The organism is Agrobacterium sp. MA01 (assembly GCF_009650195.1).
GTDB lineage: Bacteria > Pseudomonadota > Alphaproteobacteria > Rhizobiales > Rhizobiaceae > Allorhizobium.
The window spans coordinates 1,189,951-1,205,244 of sequence record NZ_CP045854.1; the positions used below are offsets into that span (position 1 = coordinate 1,189,951).

Annotated in this window: 17 protein-coding genes; 4 read left to right on the plus strand and 13 right to left on the minus strand. The window is 62.4% G+C overall.

Features of this window, described 5'->3' with window-relative positions; translation table 11 throughout:
- Nucleotides 1–253: 253 nt before the first annotated feature.
- Complete coding sequence (locus tag GH983_RS05780; RefSeq protein WP_194842792.1) at nucleotides 254–1,492, plus strand: diguanylate cyclase; 1,239 nt, start codon at nucleotides 254–256, stop codon at nucleotides 1,490–1,492.
- Here the strand turns inward: GH983_RS05780 and GH983_RS05785 are convergent, their stop codons facing one another.
- From GH983_RS05785 to alr, 8 genes are all read right to left on the minus strand, one after another.
- The gene (locus tag GH983_RS05785) at nucleotides 1,493–2,371 is read right to left on the minus strand and encodes a DMT family transporter (protein ID WP_153761899.1); all 879 of its coding nucleotides are present in this window, start codon (nucleotides 2,369–2,371) and stop codon (nucleotides 1,493–1,495) included.
- A gap of 47 nt (nucleotides 2,372–2,418) precedes the next feature.
- A complete protein-coding gene (locus GH983_RS05790; RefSeq protein WP_153761900.1) occupies nucleotides 2,419–3,159 on the minus strand; it encodes an SDR family NAD(P)-dependent oxidoreductase in 741 nt (246 codons plus the stop codon).
- Between the two features lie 121 nt (nucleotides 3,160–3,280).
- Nucleotides 3,281–4,771, minus strand: coding sequence for an amidophosphoribosyltransferase (purF, locus tag GH983_RS05795; RefSeq protein ID WP_054150707.1), 1,491 nt, complete (start codon nucleotides 4,769–4,771; stop codon nucleotides 3,281–3,283).
- Between the two features lie 126 nt (nucleotides 4,772–4,897).
- Nucleotides 4,898–5,491 carry a CvpA family protein gene (locus GH983_RS05800; RefSeq protein WP_153761901.1) on the minus strand — a complete coding sequence of 198 codons (594 nt, stop codon included), beginning with the start codon at nucleotides 5,489–5,491 and terminating at the stop codon, nucleotides 4,898–4,900.
- A gap of 88 nt (nucleotides 5,492–5,579) precedes the next feature.
- Complete coding sequence (gene radA / locus GH983_RS05805; protein WP_153761902.1) at nucleotides 5,580–6,983, minus strand: DNA repair protein RadA; 1,404 nt, start codon at nucleotides 6,981–6,983, stop codon at nucleotides 5,580–5,582.
- 3 nt (nucleotides 6,984–6,986) lie between these two features.
- Nucleotides 6,987–7,307, minus strand: coding sequence for a type II toxin-antitoxin system RelE/ParE family toxin (locus GH983_RS05810; RefSeq protein ID WP_245280878.1), 321 nt, complete (start codon nucleotides 7,305–7,307; stop codon nucleotides 6,987–6,989).
- Entirely contained in the window at nucleotides 7,304–7,591 is a 288-nt protein-coding gene (locus GH983_RS05815) for a type II toxin-antitoxin system ParD family antitoxin (RefSeq protein WP_171901551.1), read from the minus strand. Before GH983_RS05815 ends, GH983_RS05810 begins: the two co-directional genes overlap by 4 nt.
- A 53-nt stretch (nucleotides 7,592–7,644) precedes the next feature.
- Nucleotides 7,645–8,811 carry an alanine racemase gene (alr, locus tag GH983_RS05820; RefSeq protein ID WP_153761903.1) on the minus strand — a complete coding sequence of 389 codons (1,167 nt, stop codon included), beginning with the start codon at nucleotides 8,809–8,811 and terminating at the stop codon, nucleotides 7,645–7,647.
- An 84-nt stretch (nucleotides 8,812–8,895) separates the two neighbouring features.
- Here alr and GH983_RS05825 point away from each other — a divergent pair, with 84 nt between their 5' ends.
- The 3 genes from GH983_RS05825 (at nucleotide 8,896) to GH983_RS05835 (ending at nucleotide 10,826) form a co-directional block, all read left to right on the plus strand.
- Nucleotides 8,896–9,759 (plus strand): AraC family transcriptional regulator, encoded by an 864-nt coding sequence (locus tag GH983_RS05825; RefSeq protein ID WP_069041727.1) that lies wholly within the window; start codon nucleotides 8,896–8,898, stop codon nucleotides 9,757–9,759.
- A 69-nt stretch (nucleotides 9,760–9,828) separates the two neighbouring features.
- Nucleotides 9,829–10,527 (plus strand): AzlC family ABC transporter permease, encoded by a 699-nt coding sequence (locus GH983_RS05830; protein ID WP_153761904.1) that lies wholly within the window; start codon nucleotides 9,829–9,831, stop codon nucleotides 10,525–10,527.
- Nucleotides 10,524–10,826, plus strand: coding sequence for an AzlD family protein (locus GH983_RS05835; RefSeq protein ID WP_153761905.1), 303 nt, complete (start codon nucleotides 10,524–10,526; stop codon nucleotides 10,824–10,826). The genes GH983_RS05830 and GH983_RS05835 overlap by 4 nt, the downstream gene beginning before the upstream one ends.
- Nucleotides 10,827–10,866: 40 nt before the next feature.
- On the opposite strand, the gene GH983_RS05840 is transcribed toward GH983_RS05835, so the two are convergent.
- From GH983_RS05840 to rpsF, 5 genes are all read right to left on the minus strand, one after another.
- A complete protein-coding gene (locus tag GH983_RS05840) occupies nucleotides 10,867–12,363 on the minus strand; it encodes a replicative DNA helicase (protein ID WP_054150500.1) in 1,497 nt (498 codons plus the stop codon).
- A gap of 254 nt (nucleotides 12,364–12,617) precedes the next feature.
- Nucleotides 12,618–13,193, minus strand: coding sequence for a 50S ribosomal protein L9 (rplI, locus tag GH983_RS05845; RefSeq protein WP_153761906.1), 576 nt, complete (start codon nucleotides 13,191–13,193; stop codon nucleotides 12,618–12,620).
- Between the two features lie 13 nt (nucleotides 13,194–13,206).
- The gene (locus tag GH983_RS05850) at nucleotides 13,207–14,184 is read right to left on the minus strand and encodes a DUF2232 domain-containing protein (protein ID WP_153761907.1); all 978 of its coding nucleotides are present in this window, start codon (nucleotides 14,182–14,184) and stop codon (nucleotides 13,207–13,209) included.
- Between the two features lie 183 nt (nucleotides 14,185–14,367).
- Nucleotides 14,368–14,616, minus strand: a complete 249-nt coding sequence (gene rpsR / locus GH983_RS05855; protein ID WP_006727431.1) for a 30S ribosomal protein S18 — start codon at nucleotides 14,614–14,616, stop codon at nucleotides 14,368–14,370.
- A gap of 23 nt (nucleotides 14,617–14,639) precedes the next feature.
- Nucleotides 14,640–15,104 (minus strand): 30S ribosomal protein S6, encoded by a 465-nt coding sequence (gene rpsF / locus GH983_RS05860; RefSeq protein ID WP_054150503.1) that lies wholly within the window; start codon nucleotides 15,102–15,104, stop codon nucleotides 14,640–14,642.
- Nucleotides 15,105–15,294: the final 190 nt, after the last annotated feature.

Sequence of the window (15,294 nt, forward strand, 5' to 3'; positions counted from 1 at the left end):
TGCAGGAGACGAAAACGGCCAGGCCAGCGAATGCGCTAGCGAATAATGAGCCCGCAAATGGTGCAGAGGCTCGTTTTCATGCTGGGTGTTATGGCGCGGGTCGTGATTTTGGTCAAGGGCGCTTGCGGCGTCCCGAAAAGCGGCATGTCCGTGTCCGTCACTGTGGATACCTGCTCCTCGGCTTAAGTCTTTTTCAAGATTACTACCCCAATTCTAGCGTGGTATTCCCCCGCCCTCGGAGATGATCTTCGGTATGGACCACAGCCTGCATCTGCCAACAGTGATGATCGTCCACGCGCTGATCACACTGATATCGACGGTCGTGACGATTTATATGTGGCTGCGAAACCGGGACAGCCGGATCCTGCCTCTCCTCGTTGCGGCGGGGCTCGCTGGCTGCACGGCCATGTTTCTGCATTCGGCGCGTAGTTCGTTGCCGCTGTTCTTGTCGTCGGGCATCGGTCTCGGGCTCGGCGTCTTCGCCGTCGGCCTATACTGGCAGGCGGTCGTTGTGTTCGAGGGCGGCAAGGCCTCTCTAACAAAGGCCTCCATTGGGCTGATTGTCTGGACGGCGCTCTGGCTGATGCCTGTCGTCTATCAATCGATAGAGCTGAGAACCACTATTCTCGGCGCCCTGATTGCCGGCTACTGCTTCCTTACGGCGCGAGATATCTTGCACAAGGCAAAGCGAGAGCCGTTGCCGTCCAGGTCGATTGCTGCGGTAGCAAATCTCATTCGAGGCGCAATTTGGCTGGTGCCGGTGCCGCTCTCTCTTCTGGTGGGCCCGGCCTATGCGGCCGATGGCACGACGGCACCCTGGTTTGCCTATGTCGTGCTGGCCAACTCCATGATGATCGTGCTGACGCTCGTCGCTCTGCTGATGCTGGCGAAGGAGCGCGACGAACTCCGTTATCGACTGGCATCCGAGCGCGATCCCCTGACCAATCTCGCCAACCGGCGCACCTTCGTCACGGAAGCCAAGGCCGCTCTTAGCCAGGAGGGCGGCACGAGTGTGCTGTTGCTAGACATCGATCACTTCAAGACCGTCAACGATACCCATGGCCATGCCGCCGGCGATCAGGTCCTGATTGCCTTTTCAGGTGCCATCGAACAGCGGATGCCCAAGGGCTGCCTCTTTGCCCGTCTGGGTGGCGAAGAATTCGCCTGTCTCTTGCCGCGTATTGGCGTGCAACAGGCGCTCGCCCTGGCCGAAGAGTTGCGCCTTACAGTCGCGGGCATGGCGATGTCGCCGCTCTCACCCCTGCAGGTTACCGTCAGCATCGGTGTTGCCGAAGCCAGTGCGAGCGGTGCGGATCTCGATATGCTCCTGGCCAGCGCCGATGCCGCTCTCTACCGGGCCAAGGCGGATGGACGAAACTGCGTTCGTCTCTGCGAACCCGCAGTCCTTTTGGAGCAAACGGCAGCAACGCTCGCCCTTGTCGCGGGTGAACCGCGTCGCTCGGCTCCTCGCATCCGTCGGCGAGGCAAGTGATCAGGTAGCTGCTCGCACCGGGCGGACAAGGCCCAGAACCAGAGCACATCCGACGATGATGACGGCACCACCCGCCAGCTGCATCACCGTCAGCGGTTCGTCGAGTACGAGAGCCCCGACCAGCACGGCAACGACGGTCACGACGAATTCGACGCTGATCGCGGCGGTCGCGCCGATGCTTTTGACCAGACCGAAATAGAGCACATAGGTCAGCGCACTCATCAAGGCTGCCAGTGCCACGAGATAGAGGTAGTCGATCGCTACAGGTGTTCCGGGAACAGGCACGAACCACAGAAGCGGCAGCGTCAGGATACCGCCGGCGATGAAGGAGCCGATCGTCACCTCCCAGGGGCCGGTGCCGGAAAGATGCCGGCTCGCATAATTGCTGCCGAAGGCGGCCGAGAAGGTTGAGCCGACCATGGCGGCACAGCCGAGCAGGAAGGCGCCAGTGACCGGCACGGCCGGGAAGCCTACCAGCATGATGATGCCGATCGTTCCAAGCGCAAGTCCAAGCACACGCGCAGGTGTGATCCGCTCCAATCCCCAGAGCTGCGCGATGACCATGGAAAAAAGCGGGATGGACGCGACGAAGATTGCGGCCATCGCCGTGCCGATCAGCGGCGTCGCATAGGAAAGCCCCACCAGCTGCCCGGCCACGGTCGTGGCGCCTACGACCACGAAAGGAAGCCAGCCTGCGCCGAAGTCAAGCCGGCGTCGCATAGCCCTTGCAATCACGTAAAGCAGGGCGCCTGCGATGAAGCAGCGAAAGGTCACCGCGCCGATCCAGCCGAACGCATCGACGACATGCAAGAGCAGCAGGAACGACAGTCCCCAGGCCAGGGACAGATAGGCATAAGCGGCAAAATCTCTGGGCGACATGGGTGATCCTGCTACGGGACGGCCGCCGCTAGGGTGGTGGTCCTTCCTTACTCCGGCATGCGGTAATCGACCATCTTGCCTTCGCGAACGATGAACAGCTTGCCCGTTTCCGTCTGGTCCGGGCCGACGAGCGGCAGGAGCTTGGCGGCAACTTCGGACGGATGCGGCAGACTGGCTGGATCTTCACCCGGCATGGCCTGGGCGCGCATGGCGGTGCGGGTAGCACCTGGATCGACGGAGAGGACGCGCAGAGGCAGGCGCTGGGTCTCGGCCGCCCAGGTGCGGGCGAGCGCCTCGACGGCGGCCTTGGAGGCGGAGTAGGGGCCCCAGAACGGACGGCACTTGTGGGCCGCACCCGAAGACAGGATCAGCGCACGGCCCTGGTCGGACTTGATCAGCAGCGGCTCCAGCGAGCGGATGAGGCGCCAGGTGGCGGTGACGTTGATCGTCATGACCTTGTCGAAAACCTTTGCCTCGACATGGCCGATCGGCGAGATGACACCGAGCACACCGGCATTGAGGACTGCGATGTCGAGCTTGCCCCAGCGCTCGAAGATATGCCCGCCGAGCTGGTCGATGGCGGCCATGTCCGACAGGTCGAAGGGGACCAACGTCGCAGACCCGCCGACGGCCTTGATGGCGTCATCCAGCTCTTCCAGGCCACCTACGGTGCGGGCGCAGGCGATCACATGCGCGCCGGCCTTGGCGAGTTCGATCGCGGTGAAATAGCCGATGCCGCGCGAGGCGCCGGTGACGAGCGCAAGCCGTCCCTTGAGGTCGATGGTCATGGTCTGTCCTATATCCCTAGAGCATGTCCGGCTTAAGCCGGATCACATGCTCTATCTCCTTGTTTTGACGCAGTCCGGACGCAAAACCGCTGGCGCACTTTTGCTGGACTTGCTCTGGAGCTCAGCCGTTGGCGGCGAGCATGCTTTCCTTGCGGCCCGGCTTCTCGCTTTCCTTGTCGACGAGGCGCGTCGGATAGTCGCCGGTGAAATAGTGGTCGGTGAATTGCGGGTTGGCCGGATCGCGCGGAGCGCCGCCGACCGCGGTGTAGAGGCCGTCGATCGACAGGAAGGCAAGCGAGTCCGCGCCGATATACTTCGCCATCGCCTCGTCGCCGGCATACTGGTTGGCCAGCAGCTTGTCCCGATCCGGCGTGTCGATGCCGTAGAAATCAGGATGGAAGATCATCGGGGAGGCGACACGGATATGCACCTCCTTGGCGCCGGCATCGCGGATCATCTGGACGATCTTCAGCGAGGTCGTGCCGCGCACGATGGAATCATCCACCAGCACGACGCGCTTGCCCTCGATCATTGCCCGGTTGGCCGAATGCTTGAGCTTCACACCGAAGGCGCGGATCTGCTGCGTCGGCTCGATGAAGGTGCGACCGACATAGTGGTTGCGGATGATGCCGTATTCGAAGGGAATGCCGCTCTGCTGCGCGTAGCCGAGCGCAGCCGGCGTGCCGCCATCCGGCACGGGCACCACGACATCGGCTTCAACAGGCGCTTCCTTGGCGAGATTCATCCCGGCATTCTTGCGGGTAGTGTAGACGTTGCGGCCGGCAACGACCGAGTCAGGCCGCGCGAAATAGACATATTCGAACAGGCAGACGCGTTCCGGCAGGGGACGGGCCGGCATGCGGGATTCGATCGTCACGGAGCCGTCGGCCTGCGTTTCGCAGATCACCACTTCGCCGTTCTTCACGTCGCGGACGAACTTCGCGCCGATGATATCGAGCGCACAGGTCTCCGAACAGAAGATCGGCTTGCCGTCGAGTTCACCCATGACCAGCGGACGGATGCCGATCGGGTCGCGGGCAGCGATCAGCTTGGTGCGGGTGAGCGCGATCATCGCATAGCCGCCTTCCATCTGGCGGATCGCATCGATGAAGCGGTCGGTGGTCGAGGCATGGCGCGAGCGGGCGATCAGATGCAGCACGACTTCGGTATCGGAGGTCGACTGGCAGATGGCGCCGGTCGCGATGATCTGGCGGCGCAGCGTCAGACCGTTGGTGAAATTGCCGTTATGGGCAATGGCGATGCCGCCTTCTTCCAGTTCGGCAAACAGCGGCTGGACGTTGCGCAGCGCAACTTCCCCTGTCGTCGAATAGCGCGTGTGGCCAATCGCCTGCGGGCCGGGCAGTTTCGCGAGCGTCGCCGGATTGGTGTAGTGGTCACCGACGAGGCCCATGTGCTTTTCGGTATAGAACTGGCGCCCGTCGAAGGAGACGATGCCGGCTGCTTCCTGGCCGCGATGCTGCAGGGCGTGCAGGCCAAGCGCTGTCAGGGTCGCAGCATCCGGATGACCGAGAATGCCGAACACGCCGCATTCCTCGTGGAACTTGTCGTCCTGGCTGCCATAGACGACGTAAGAAGGGCTGATCTGCTTCATGGCGATGGCCTTTGCTCCGGGGACAGACGCGGGATGCTGCGCTTTGAACAGGGAAGCCGCCGGTCTGTCCCGATCCGGCGGCATCTGTGTCTTGTCTCATGTCGCGCGGCCGAAGCCGCGAGAGGATCAGTTGTTCTGGGCCGGAGCCTGTTCGGGCGCCTGCTCGGCGGGAGCCGTTTCGCCAGCAGTGCCGGCTTCCGGCTCGTCGCGGCCGAGGATGCGCTCGCGGATCTGCGGCTCGATGTCTTCCGGCAGGACGGCCTCGAGTTTCTGCACCAGCGAGTCGAGGAAGGGTTTGGACTTGGAGTTGTTGACCCAGTCCGGCCGCTGCGGCTCGTTGATCAACCAGTTCCAGAAGGCCACCGCAACGACCAGCAGCAGCAGGCCACGGGCCGCGCCGAAGAGAAAGCCGAGCGTGCGGTCGAGCGCGCCGATGCGGCTGTCGATGATGAAGTCGGCAATGCGCGAAGTGATGAAGGAAATGACGATCAGCGCGATCAGGAAGATGATGCCGGCAGAGCCTGCCATCGCGATCCGCGGATCGTTGGTATAGCTCATCAGATAGGGAACGAGCAGGGGATAGAGATAGTAGGCGGCAGCAACCGAACCCGCCCAGCTCGCGATGGACAGCACTTCACGCGAAAAGCCACGTACCATCGCCAGCACCGCTGAAAACAGGACGACGCCGATGACGATACCGTCGAAAATTGTGATGGGCATAAATACCAACTCCAAGGCTGCCGGAAAAGACCGGCATTGATGTCACCGCGATTCCGCCGGAACGCGTGATAACACGCGTCGGACCGGATCAACCGTCCTCCTGACCCGTGGGGGCTTTCAGCCGGGAACCGGCGATCCGCGCCACGAGATCGGGAAGGCTGTCCACTTCCCTCCATTTGCCTGCCGAACCCTTTGGAAGGTCCGGGGAGGCAGCCGGCAAGACCGCAGCGGAGAAACCGAGCTTTTCCGCCTCTTTCAGCCTCTGGGCCGTATGGGCCACCGGCCTCACCGCCCCCGACAGGCTGACTTCGCCGAAATAGACGCAATCGGCCGGAAGGGCAATACCGGCCAGCGACGAAACCAGTGCCGAAGCAATCGCCATGTCGGCCGCCGGTTCACTGATCCGATAGCCGCCGGCAACATTCAGATAAACGTCATGTTGACCGAGCCTGACACCGCAATGCGCCTCCAATACCGCCAAAATCATGGCGAGGCGGGACGAATCCCAACCGACGACCGCTCGGCGCGGCGTACCGAGCGAGGTAGCAGCCACCAGCGCCTGCACCTCGACCAGCACGGGCCGTGTTCCTTCCATGCCGGCAAAGACAGCCGCGCCCGGGGCTTTTTCGTTGCGTTCGCCGAGGAACAACTCCGATGGATTGGCGACTTCGCGCAAGCCTTTGTCCGACATTTCGAAGACGCCGATCTCGTCGGTCGGTCCGAAGCGGTTCTTCACTGTGCGCAGGATGCGATAGTGATGGCCGCGATCGCCCTCGAAATATAGGACGGCATCGACCATGTGCTCGACGACGCGGGGACCGGCGATCTGGCCTTCCTTGGTAACGTGCCCGACCAGCACCATGGTCGCCCCGGTCTGCTTGGCAAAGCGGATCATTGCCTGAACCCCGGTGCGCACCTGGGTCACGGTACCCGGCGCGCTGTCAGCCGTATCGCTCCACAGCGTCTGGATCGAATCGATGATGACTAGGTCCGGCCGCTTGCCCTCTGAAATGGTGGCGAGGATGTCCTCGACATTGGTTTCGGCGGCGAGCAGCACATCCGTATCGGCAGCCCCCAAGCGCTGGGCGCGCAGCCGGACCTGGGCGACAGCCTCTTCGCCCGAGACATAAATGACCCGATGACCACGCCGCGCCAGCGCCGCTGCCGCCTGCATCAGAAGCGTCGATTTGCCGATGCCTGGGTCCCCACCAATGAGGACCGCCGAACCGCGCACGAAGCCACCACCAGTTGCCCGATCGAGTTCACCCATGCCTGTCGGAATGCGCGGCGCTTCCTCAATCTCGCCAGACAGCGAGGTGAGGGTGACGGGCCTCCCCTTTTTCGGCGCCTTGCCGGGACCGGAGCCGATCCCGCCCATCGGATCTTCCTCGACGATGGTGTTCCATTCGCCACATCCATCGCATTTGCCCGCCCAGCGGGAGTGGACCGTGCCGCAGTTCTGGCAGATGAATTGGGTCTTGGCTTTGGCCATGAATTACAGGTCGCTTTCGGGAAAATCGTCGGGGGAGATGTTTTGGCGGCCGTGCGTGATGCGCAGCACAATCAGTGTGTCGTCGACGAGACGAAAATAGATGCATCGACGTCGATAGGGAAATGCGCGCAATCCGGTTTTGACCCAATCGCGGGCGACCCGCGGGTTTCTGGAGGCAGCCAGGTCGCCAATCTTTTGTTCGAGATCGGCCGTGAAGCGCTCGGCTGGAACAGGACTTCGGACATAAAGGTAGGCGTAGATCTCGATGAGATCCTCGACGGCTTGGGGTGACAGTCGATACGGTCGACCGGGACTGCTGTTCACCGTCGTGCTTTCGCTTCGGCGACAATGAATGCCGTGAGGTCGCCGGGCTTGGAGAACTCCCTGAAGTCACCAGCATCCACCGATCGGTCCGCGTCATCGATCATCGTGCGCAGTTCCTTGATCCGCTCCAGCCGCTCGTTCTGAGCCAGCAGACGAAGGCCAGCCCGCAGCATATCCTCAGCAGAAGCATAGATGCCGTTGCTGATCTGCTGCTCGACAAAGGCAGATTCGTCAGGTTCGAGCTGTACCTGAACAGTCGCTTGGGATGGGCTTTCTTCGGTCATCAGATGCTCCATTTATGGGAACAATAGCAGAACAAATCCACCCGCGCCAGACCTCAGTCTTCCCCCTCCAGATAGATCCGTTCATAGCGCAGCCCAAGTCCGGTGAGCATTTCGTAACCGATCGTGCCGGCGGCGCGGGCCACCTCGTCGAGCGGCATGGAGGGGCCGAGGAGTTCGATATAGTCGCCGCTGCGCACCGCATTGTCGGGCAGATCGGTGATGTCGAAGACGGTGAGATCCATGGTGACCCGGCCGACGACCGGAACACGCCGACCGGCGATCACCCCCTCTGCACCAGCAATTCCTGTCCCGCGCAAGGCGATACCCGAGCCGGAGAGATTGCGCAGATAGCCATCCGCATAACCGACGCTCGCAACTGCAAGCCGGCTGTCGCGCGCCAGCACATGCGTTGCGCCGTAAGAGACGCTTTCGCCGGCTTTTGCCTCGCGGATCTGCAGGATGCGGGCCTCGGCCTTGACCACCGGCTGCATCGGGTTTCTGGCGCCGCTGACAGCCTCCCCGCCATAGAGCGCGATTCCGGGACGGGTGAGATCAAAGTGGTAATCCGAGCCGAGGAAGATGCCGGCAGATGCCGAGAGGCTGGAATCAACACCTTCGAAAGCCGCGCTAACCTCCCGGAATTTCTCGAGTTGCTGGCGGTTCATCGGCGAAGACGGATCATCGCCGCAGGCGAGGTGGCTCATGACAAGAACCGGATCGAGACTGGCGGGACGCGAAACATCGTCGGTCAGCGCCAGCGCGTCGGCCATCGGCAGGCCCAGCCGGTTGAAGCCGGTATCGACATGCAGGGCGCAAGGATAGGGGCCACGCTCGGTGAGCACAGCCATCCAGAAGGCAAGCTGTTCCTCGGATGCGATAACGGGCACGAGATCGTTCTCGAAGAAGATCTCTTCCTGGCCCGGCCAGATGCCTGACAGCACGAAGATGCGAGCCTCAGGCGCATAGGGGCGGAGTGTGGCTCCCTCCGCCGGCACCGCGACGAAGAAGTCGCGGGCGCCCGCGTGATATAGAACCTGGCCGACATCCTCGATGCCGAGACCATAGGCATCCGCCTTGACGACGGCGGCCGTCCGGGCCTTGCCGGAGCGGCGTGCCATCTCTCGCCAGTTATCAGCAATCGCCGAGAGATCCACGGTCAGGCGCAGCGGTGCCGAAAGAAATTCCTCCGGCGCATCGAGGATGGTGAAACGGTCTGTCATGGAGGCTTCGGGTCAGTTGATCGATGCGCCGACCCTAGCACTTTTCTTCAAGACGAAAATGCGGCGGCCCGATATTATGCTGCTATGCACAGTGTTTCGCAGCAGGAGGCCGCCGAGGCCAATCCGGTCTCACGCAAGGAGCGAACCCGCTTCTGGCGGGACGGGCGCTTCCGCGACATGGAATGCCTGACCGCTTCCTTCATCACGCATGAATTCTCGCCCCATTCGCACGACACCTTCTCGATCGGCGCGATTGAGGTCGGCTGCCAGGTGGCAAGCATCCGTGGCACGCGCGAACACACCGGCCCCGGTGCGCTCTATCTGATCAATCCGGGCGAGATCCATGACGGCCAGCCCGGCGCGCCGGACGGCTATCGCTACCGGATGATCTATCCCGAGGTCGCGCTGCTGACCGACATCATCGAGGACGTGACGGGCCGCGCCTTCCATGGCATTGCGAGCTTCGGTCGACAGCTTCTGACCGACCCGGAACTTGCCAAGGCCTTCAACCTTGCCCACCGCCGGATCGAGAGCGGTGAGGTTGCGGCACTGGAGGGCGAGGAGAGCATGTATTGTGTTCTCGCCACCATGTTCGCCCGCCACGGCAGCGAGATCATCCGCGCGCCTGACCACAGCGAACCCTCGGCCATGCGCCGGGTCCGCGATCATATCGCCGCCCATTTCGACGACGAGATCGGCCTCGAGACGCTGGCGAAAGTGGCGAACCTCAGCCGTGCCCACATGATCCGCGCCTTCCGCAAGCAGTATTTCATCACGCCGCATGCCTTCCAGACGGACATGCGCATCCGCCACGCCCGGCATCTGCTCCGATCAGGCGCCACTCCGTCGGACACGGCAGCGGCCTGTGGCTTCGCGGATCAGGCGCATATGACCCGGCAGTTCAAGGCGCGGACCGGCCTTACCCCAGCCGTCTTCCGCGCCGGCTGATCACTTTCCTTCAAGACCTCGCAGAATCGCGGGCTTATCCCGGCGAGACAATCGCCCATGGGAGTATGCATGCCGCCCAACGTCACCGCCGAAATCCGCCAGGGTTTCCGATCGATACTGCCGCTCACCGTCGCCGTTGTGCCGATCGGGCTCGTCTTCGGGGCTGTCGCCGCCACTAAGGGGCTCTCTGCGCTCGAGGCCATGCTGATGAGCGCGCTGGTCTTTGCCGGCGGTTCGCAGTTTGTGGCGATGGATCTCTGGAGCCACCCCGCCAGCATCGCAGCACTCGGCATGGCGGCCCTGCTCGTCAATGTCAGGCATGTGCTGATGGGCGCGTCGATCTCACGCCACATGGCGGCGTTCTCGCTCCGGCAGAAGATCATTTCCATGCTCTTCCTCGCCGATGAGATCTGGGCCGTAGCCGAATTCCATGCCCGGGAGCATCGCCTCACACCGGCCTGGTTCTTCGGTGCCGCCTTGCCCTTCTACGCAGCCTGGGTGCTGTCAGGGCTGGTTGGCGCCTTGCTCGGAGGCCTCGTCGGTGATCTTGCCGTGATCGCCATGGACTTCGTCTTCCCGGCGGTCTTCGTCATCCTCATCGCCGGCTTCTGGCGCGGATCGCGCACGGGTCTAATTCTCGTGGGCAGCGGTGTCAGTGCACTGGTCGTCCAACAGTTCGTGCCTGGTGTCTGGTACATTCTCGCCGGCGCGCTCGGTGGTGTCGCCGTCGCAGCTTTCAGCTCGATGGGCGGGGAGGCGAGGGCATGACGATCGACATGAACACCCTGCTTGCGATCCTCGCCATGGCGGTCGCAACGATCGCGACGCGGCAGGCGGGATTGCTGGTCGGCCGCCTCCTGCAATTGTCGCCAAGAGCCGAAGAGATCCTGGGAGCGATCCCGCCCTCGGTGCTGATGGCTGTGGTGACGCCGACGGCCTTTGCCACCGGCTGGGCAGAGACCGCGGGCTGTGCGGTGGTGGCGTTCTCCGCCACCCGCCTGCCGCTTCTGCCAGCCGCTGCCGCCGGCGTGGTCACCGTTGCGGCCTTGAGGGCTGCAGGTCTCTAGCCATGGAAAGGAAAGGGCGCCTCTGGGGCGCCCTCCGATCTCACGGTTCTTCGTATTGGATGAAGCTCGGCTCGGCCAAATCCGCAAAGCGGGTGAATTCCGACTGGAAGGCGAGCTTCACGGTGCCGGTCGGTCCGTGACGCTGCTTGGCGATGATAACGTCGGCCGTACCCTTGACCTTCTCCATATGCGCTTCCCATTCCGGATACTTCGGATCGGCGATGTCGCGGGGCTCGAGGTTCTTCACATAGTATTCCTCGCGGAACACGAAGAGCACGACGTCGGCGTCCTGCTCGATCGAACCGGATTCGCGAAGGTCGGAGAGCTGCGGGCGCTTGTCTTCGCGGTTTTCAACCTGACGGGAGAGCTGGGAAAGTGCAACGATCGGCACGTTCAGTTCCTTGCCCAGCGATTTCAGGCCCGTGGTGATCTGGGTGATTTCCTGAACGCGGTTTTCTCCCGACTTGCCCGAGCCGGTCATCAGCTGGATATAGTCGATGACAAGGAAGTCGAGACCGCGCTGACGCTTCAGACGACGAGCACGGGCAGCGAGCTGGGCAATCGAGATACCACCGGTCTGGTCGATGAACAGCGGTACCTTCTGCATGGTCTGGGAAAAGCCGACGAGCTTTTCGAATTCGTGCTCGGTGATGTCACCGCGGCGGATCTTCGAGGAGGAGACTTCCGTCTGCTCGGACATGATACGGGTGGCCAGCTGTTCGGCCGACATTTCGAGCGAGTAGAAGCCAACCACGCCGCCATTCTTTGCCTTGAAGGAGCCGTCGGGCAGGACTTCCGGCTCATAGGCGGCCGCGATGTTCCAGGCGATGTTGGTCGCAAGCGAGGTCTTGCCCATACCCGGACGACCGGCGAGCACGATCAAGTCGGAACGCTGCAGACCGCCCATCTTGGCATCGAGCGACATGATGCCGGTGGAGACGCCCGAGAGGTTGCCGTCACGCTCGAAAGCAGCCCCTGCCATGTCGACGGCCTGGGCGACCGCATCCGAGAAGGACTGGAAGCCGCCGTCGTAGCGTCCGTTTTCGGCCAGCGCGAATAGACGGCGCTCGGTGTCTTCGATCTGCGCCTGGGGCGGCATGTCGAGCGGCGCGTCGTAGGCGATGTTGACGACGTCCTCGCCAATCTGGATCAGCGAGCGGCGCAGCGCGAGATCGTAGATAGCGCGACCATAGTCCTCCGCATTGATGATTGTGACCGCTTCGGAAGCAAGCCGCGCGAGATACTGCGCAACGGTAAGGTCGCCGACCTTCTGGTCGGCCGGCAGGAAGGTCTTGATCGTGACCGGGTTTGCCGTCTTGCCCATGCGGATGATCTCGGAGGCGACCTCGAAGATCTTGCGGTGCAGCGGCTCATAGAGATGCTCGGGCTTCAGGAAGTCCGAAACGCGGTAGAAGGCATCGTTGTTGACGAGAATGGCGCCGAGCAGGGCCTGTTCGGCTTCGATATTGTTCGGAGCCTCCCGATAGAGCGGCTCAGTCGGTTGGACCGGGCTCAGTTTGCGCGCAGCATCATTCATTCGTTCATATCCGTTCAGAGTGTCGGCGGTGGCTGCACCATAGCGAGAACCTGGGCCAGCGGAATGGCCCGCGCAGCAACCCACATTGATTCACAGGCACCCAATCGCGACTTTAGAAAAAGCCGAGCAATCCGATCTTTTCGGTTGACTGTGACATCAGCCGAATCGGCGATCTGGAGCGTTCATTTTAGCAGAGCGCAAACGAAAAACGCCCGGAAAAATCCGGGCGTTTCGTCTCCGCGATGGCGGAAAAATCAGTCGTCTTCGCCGTCCATGTCTGCGTCCGGATCGAAGAAGTCTTCCGGACGAAGAGCGTCTTCGTCAACGCCGTAGATGGCGTCGGCCGAGGTCAGGCTTTCGCCCTTGGACTGGCGCTCGGCTTCTTCGGCCGAACGGGCAACGTTGAGCTCGACGGACAACTCGACTTCCGCATGCAGGTGCAGGGTGACCTGATGCAGGCCGATGGCCTTGATCGGGGTGTTCAGTTCAACCTGGTTGCGGCCGATGTTGAAGCCTTCGGCAGCCAGGATTTCGACGACGTCACGAGCAGCGACCGAACCGTAGAGCTGGCCGGTTTCGCCAGCCGAACGGACGACGATGAAGGACTTGCCGGCGAGAGCGTCGGCAACCGTCTGGGCTTCCGACTTGCGCTCGAGGTTACGGGCTTCGAGCGTGGCGCGCTCGGCATCGAAACGCTTCTTGTTGGCTTCGTTGGCGCGCAGCGCCTTGCCCTGCGGCAGCAGGAAGTTACGAGCGAAGCCGTCGCGAACCTTGACGGTTTCGCCCATCTGGCCGAGCTTTGCGATGCGTTCGAGGAGAATGACTTGCATGATCCTGTTCCTTTCAGTTGTCAGTGTCGGAGTTTGAAGTGTCGGCCTTGCCGGCCGGCGTCAGGGCAACGGTCCTTCGTGTGTCCGAAAGGCCGATGATGAAGGGGATCATGAGCGGAAGCAGCATGATCGAAGAGAGATAGGCGAGCACGAGGGCCGGCAGGCGCCAGTCCTTGCCCCGGGTCTTGAGATGCATGGAGGCAAAGCCAGCCATCAGGAAGCCCGCGCCGAAGGTGCCGCAGACAACGGCTCCGATCATGGCGGGCACGCCGCCGATGAAGCAGGCGACAATGCCGGCGAGGAAGATGAAGACCGTGTTGCGGTTCATCCGGAGCGCCGACGGAAAGTCTTCGCGCGGACGCTTGTTGCGGCCGGAAGCCGTGACGATGCGCATGGCGATGTAATACATCATCGTCAGCAGCAGAACCCAGGTGCCGCCCTGGATGATCGGCAGCAGGATGACCATGGTCCGCTTCAACTGCTCGAGCGCCACGGCATCGGGCAGCATGGCCGGATCCTGCGTGCTCATCGCCTGCGTCATCGCATCAACAAGCTGGCCCGTGAATTCCGGACCAAAGCCGATGATCACGCCGAGCACGACGACGGCGATCGACACGAAAGCACAGAGCTGAAGAAGAATATCGGAAAGCGGATACCAGGCGATCAGGTGGTCAGGGCCGCCGATTTCGGACGCTGGACGCGCCAGGCTCGACAGGTGTGCCAGCCAGCCGGCCGGCCCAAGCGTGAAGATTGTCATGCCGAAGGCAAATGTCGGCGATACGCTGACCATACCGAGAAGGGCGGCCGTCACGATCGCGGTGATGGCGGCGGCATTGCCCCAGCCGAGGCCGACGATCAGAACGGGAAGGGCGGAAGCAGCATAGAGGATGGAGGCAAGCGTGGGCTGTGCCGCAGCACCCAGCACGAGCAGGGCGGCGGTAATGCCGGCAACAAAGCCGGTCGTCAGCGATTTCGCATCCAGGTTCTTCAATGTCGCTGTCCTGCTGTTCTAGCAGTTAGGGGAGGGGCTAACGCGATCTCGCAAGAGCCATCCCCAACATGGGTTTTCACCTGACGTCGCGGCAATCGCGCCATCTGGCGGTCGGTTCCGATCCGCGCCCAACGCGGAAGGGATGAAGCCCGCCGGCGGAGAGCCGGCAGGCTTCGGATCAGATTACGCTACGACGTAAGGCAGCAGGCCGAGGAAACGGGCGCGCTTGATGGCCTGGGCCAGTTCGCGCTGCTTCTTCTGGGAAACTGCGGTGATACGCGACGGAACGATCTTGCCGCGCTCGGAAATGTAGCGCTGCAGGAGACGGACGTCCTTGTAGTCGATGCGCGGAGCGTTTGCGCCCGAGAAGGGGCAGGTCTTGCGACGACGATGGAAAGGACGACGTGCCTGAGAAGAGGATGCATCAGCCATTGTGTGTTCTCCTATTGCTCAGATTACGCGCGGTCTTCGCGCGGACGACGCTCGAAGCCACCTTCACGCGGGCCACGGTCCGGACGCGGACCACGATCGCCACGGTCGCCGAAATCGCGACGCGGGCCACGATCGTCGCCGTCACGACGCGGACGGTCGTCACGGTCGCGCTTCTGCATCATGGCAGACGGGCCTTCTTCGTGGGCTTCAACAGCGATGGTCATGTAACGAAGAATGTCTTCGTTGATGCGCATCTGGCGCTCCATTTCATGGACGGCCGGTGCCGGAGCATCGATGTCCATCAGGGCGTAGTGAGCCTTGCGGTTCTTCTTGATGCGGTAGGTGAGGGACTTGAGGCCCCAGTTTTCTACGCGCCCGACCTTGCCGCCGTTAGCTTCGATGACACCCTTGTACTGTTCGACGAGGGCATCAACCTGCTGAGCGGACATATCCTGCCGGGCAAGGAATACGTGTTCGTAAAGAGCCATGTAAGCTTTGCCTTTTCTTGCGGTTGTCGTCACCCGGATCCGGCGCTAAGCCTCACAGACTGCTCCTGTGCGGCGTGTGCCGCGGCAAGAAAAGTGTTGTGTTCGAGACGGTCGAGAGCGGAGACACGGGAGACCGGAAACCCTTCTGGTTCCTGCTGCAAGCCTTATCGGCCTGCCAGCCCTCCGTTCA

Bases quoted from the DNA above. Each gene is read 5' to 3' on its own strand.
- rpsF (WP_054150503.1), bottom strand. From the start codon at position 15,104: ATGGCTCTTTACGAACACGTATTCCTTGCCCGGCAGGATATGTCCGCT.
- GH983_RS05800 (WP_153761901.1), bottom strand. From the start codon at position 5,491: ATGCCCATCACAATTTTCGACGGTATCGTCATCGGCGTCGTCCTGTTT.
- GH983_RS05825 (WP_069041727.1), top strand. From the start codon at position 8,896: ATGCACAGTGTTTCGCAGCAGGAGGCCGCCGAGGCCAATCCGGTCTCA.
- rplI (WP_153761906.1), bottom strand. From the start codon at position 13,193: ATGCAAGTCATTCTCCTCGAACGCATCGCAAAGCTCGGCCAGATGGGC.
- rpsR (WP_006727431.1), bottom strand. From the start codon at position 14,616: ATGGCTGATGCATCCTCTTCTCAGGCACGTCGTCCTTTCCATCGTCGT.
- GH983_RS05835 (WP_153761905.1), top strand. From the start codon at position 10,524: ATGACGATCGACATGAACACCCTGCTTGCGATCCTCGCCATGGCGGTC.
- GH983_RS05840 (WP_054150500.1), bottom strand. From the start codon at position 12,363: ATGAATGATGCTGCGCGCAAACTGAGCCCGGTCCAACCGACTGAGCCG.
- radA (WP_153761902.1), bottom strand. From the start codon at position 6,983: ATGGCCAAAGCCAAGACCCAATTCATCTGCCAGAACTGCGGCACGGTC.
- GH983_RS05790 (WP_153761900.1), bottom strand. From the start codon at position 3,159: ATGACCATCGACCTCAAGGGACGGCTTGCGCTCGTCACCGGCGCCTCG.
- GH983_RS05785 (WP_153761899.1), bottom strand. From the start codon at position 2,371: ATGTCGCCCAGAGATTTTGCCGCTTATGCCTATCTGTCCCTGGCCTGG.
- alr (WP_153761903.1), bottom strand. From the start codon at position 8,811: ATGACAGACCGTTTCACCATCCTCGATGCGCCGGAGGAATTTCTTTCG.
- GH983_RS05780 (WP_194842792.1), top strand. From the start codon at position 254: ATGGACCACAGCCTGCATCTGCCAACAGTGATGATCGTCCACGCGCTG.
- GH983_RS05815 (WP_171901551.1), bottom strand. From the start codon at position 7,591: ATGACCGAAGAAAGCCCATCCCAAGCGACTGTTCAGGTACAGCTCGAA.
- GH983_RS05830 (WP_153761904.1), top strand. From the start codon at position 9,829: ATGCCGCCCAACGTCACCGCCGAAATCCGCCAGGGTTTCCGATCGATA.
- purF (WP_054150707.1), bottom strand. From the start codon at position 4,771: ATGAAGCAGATCAGCCCTTCTTACGTCGTCTATGGCAGCCAGGACGAC.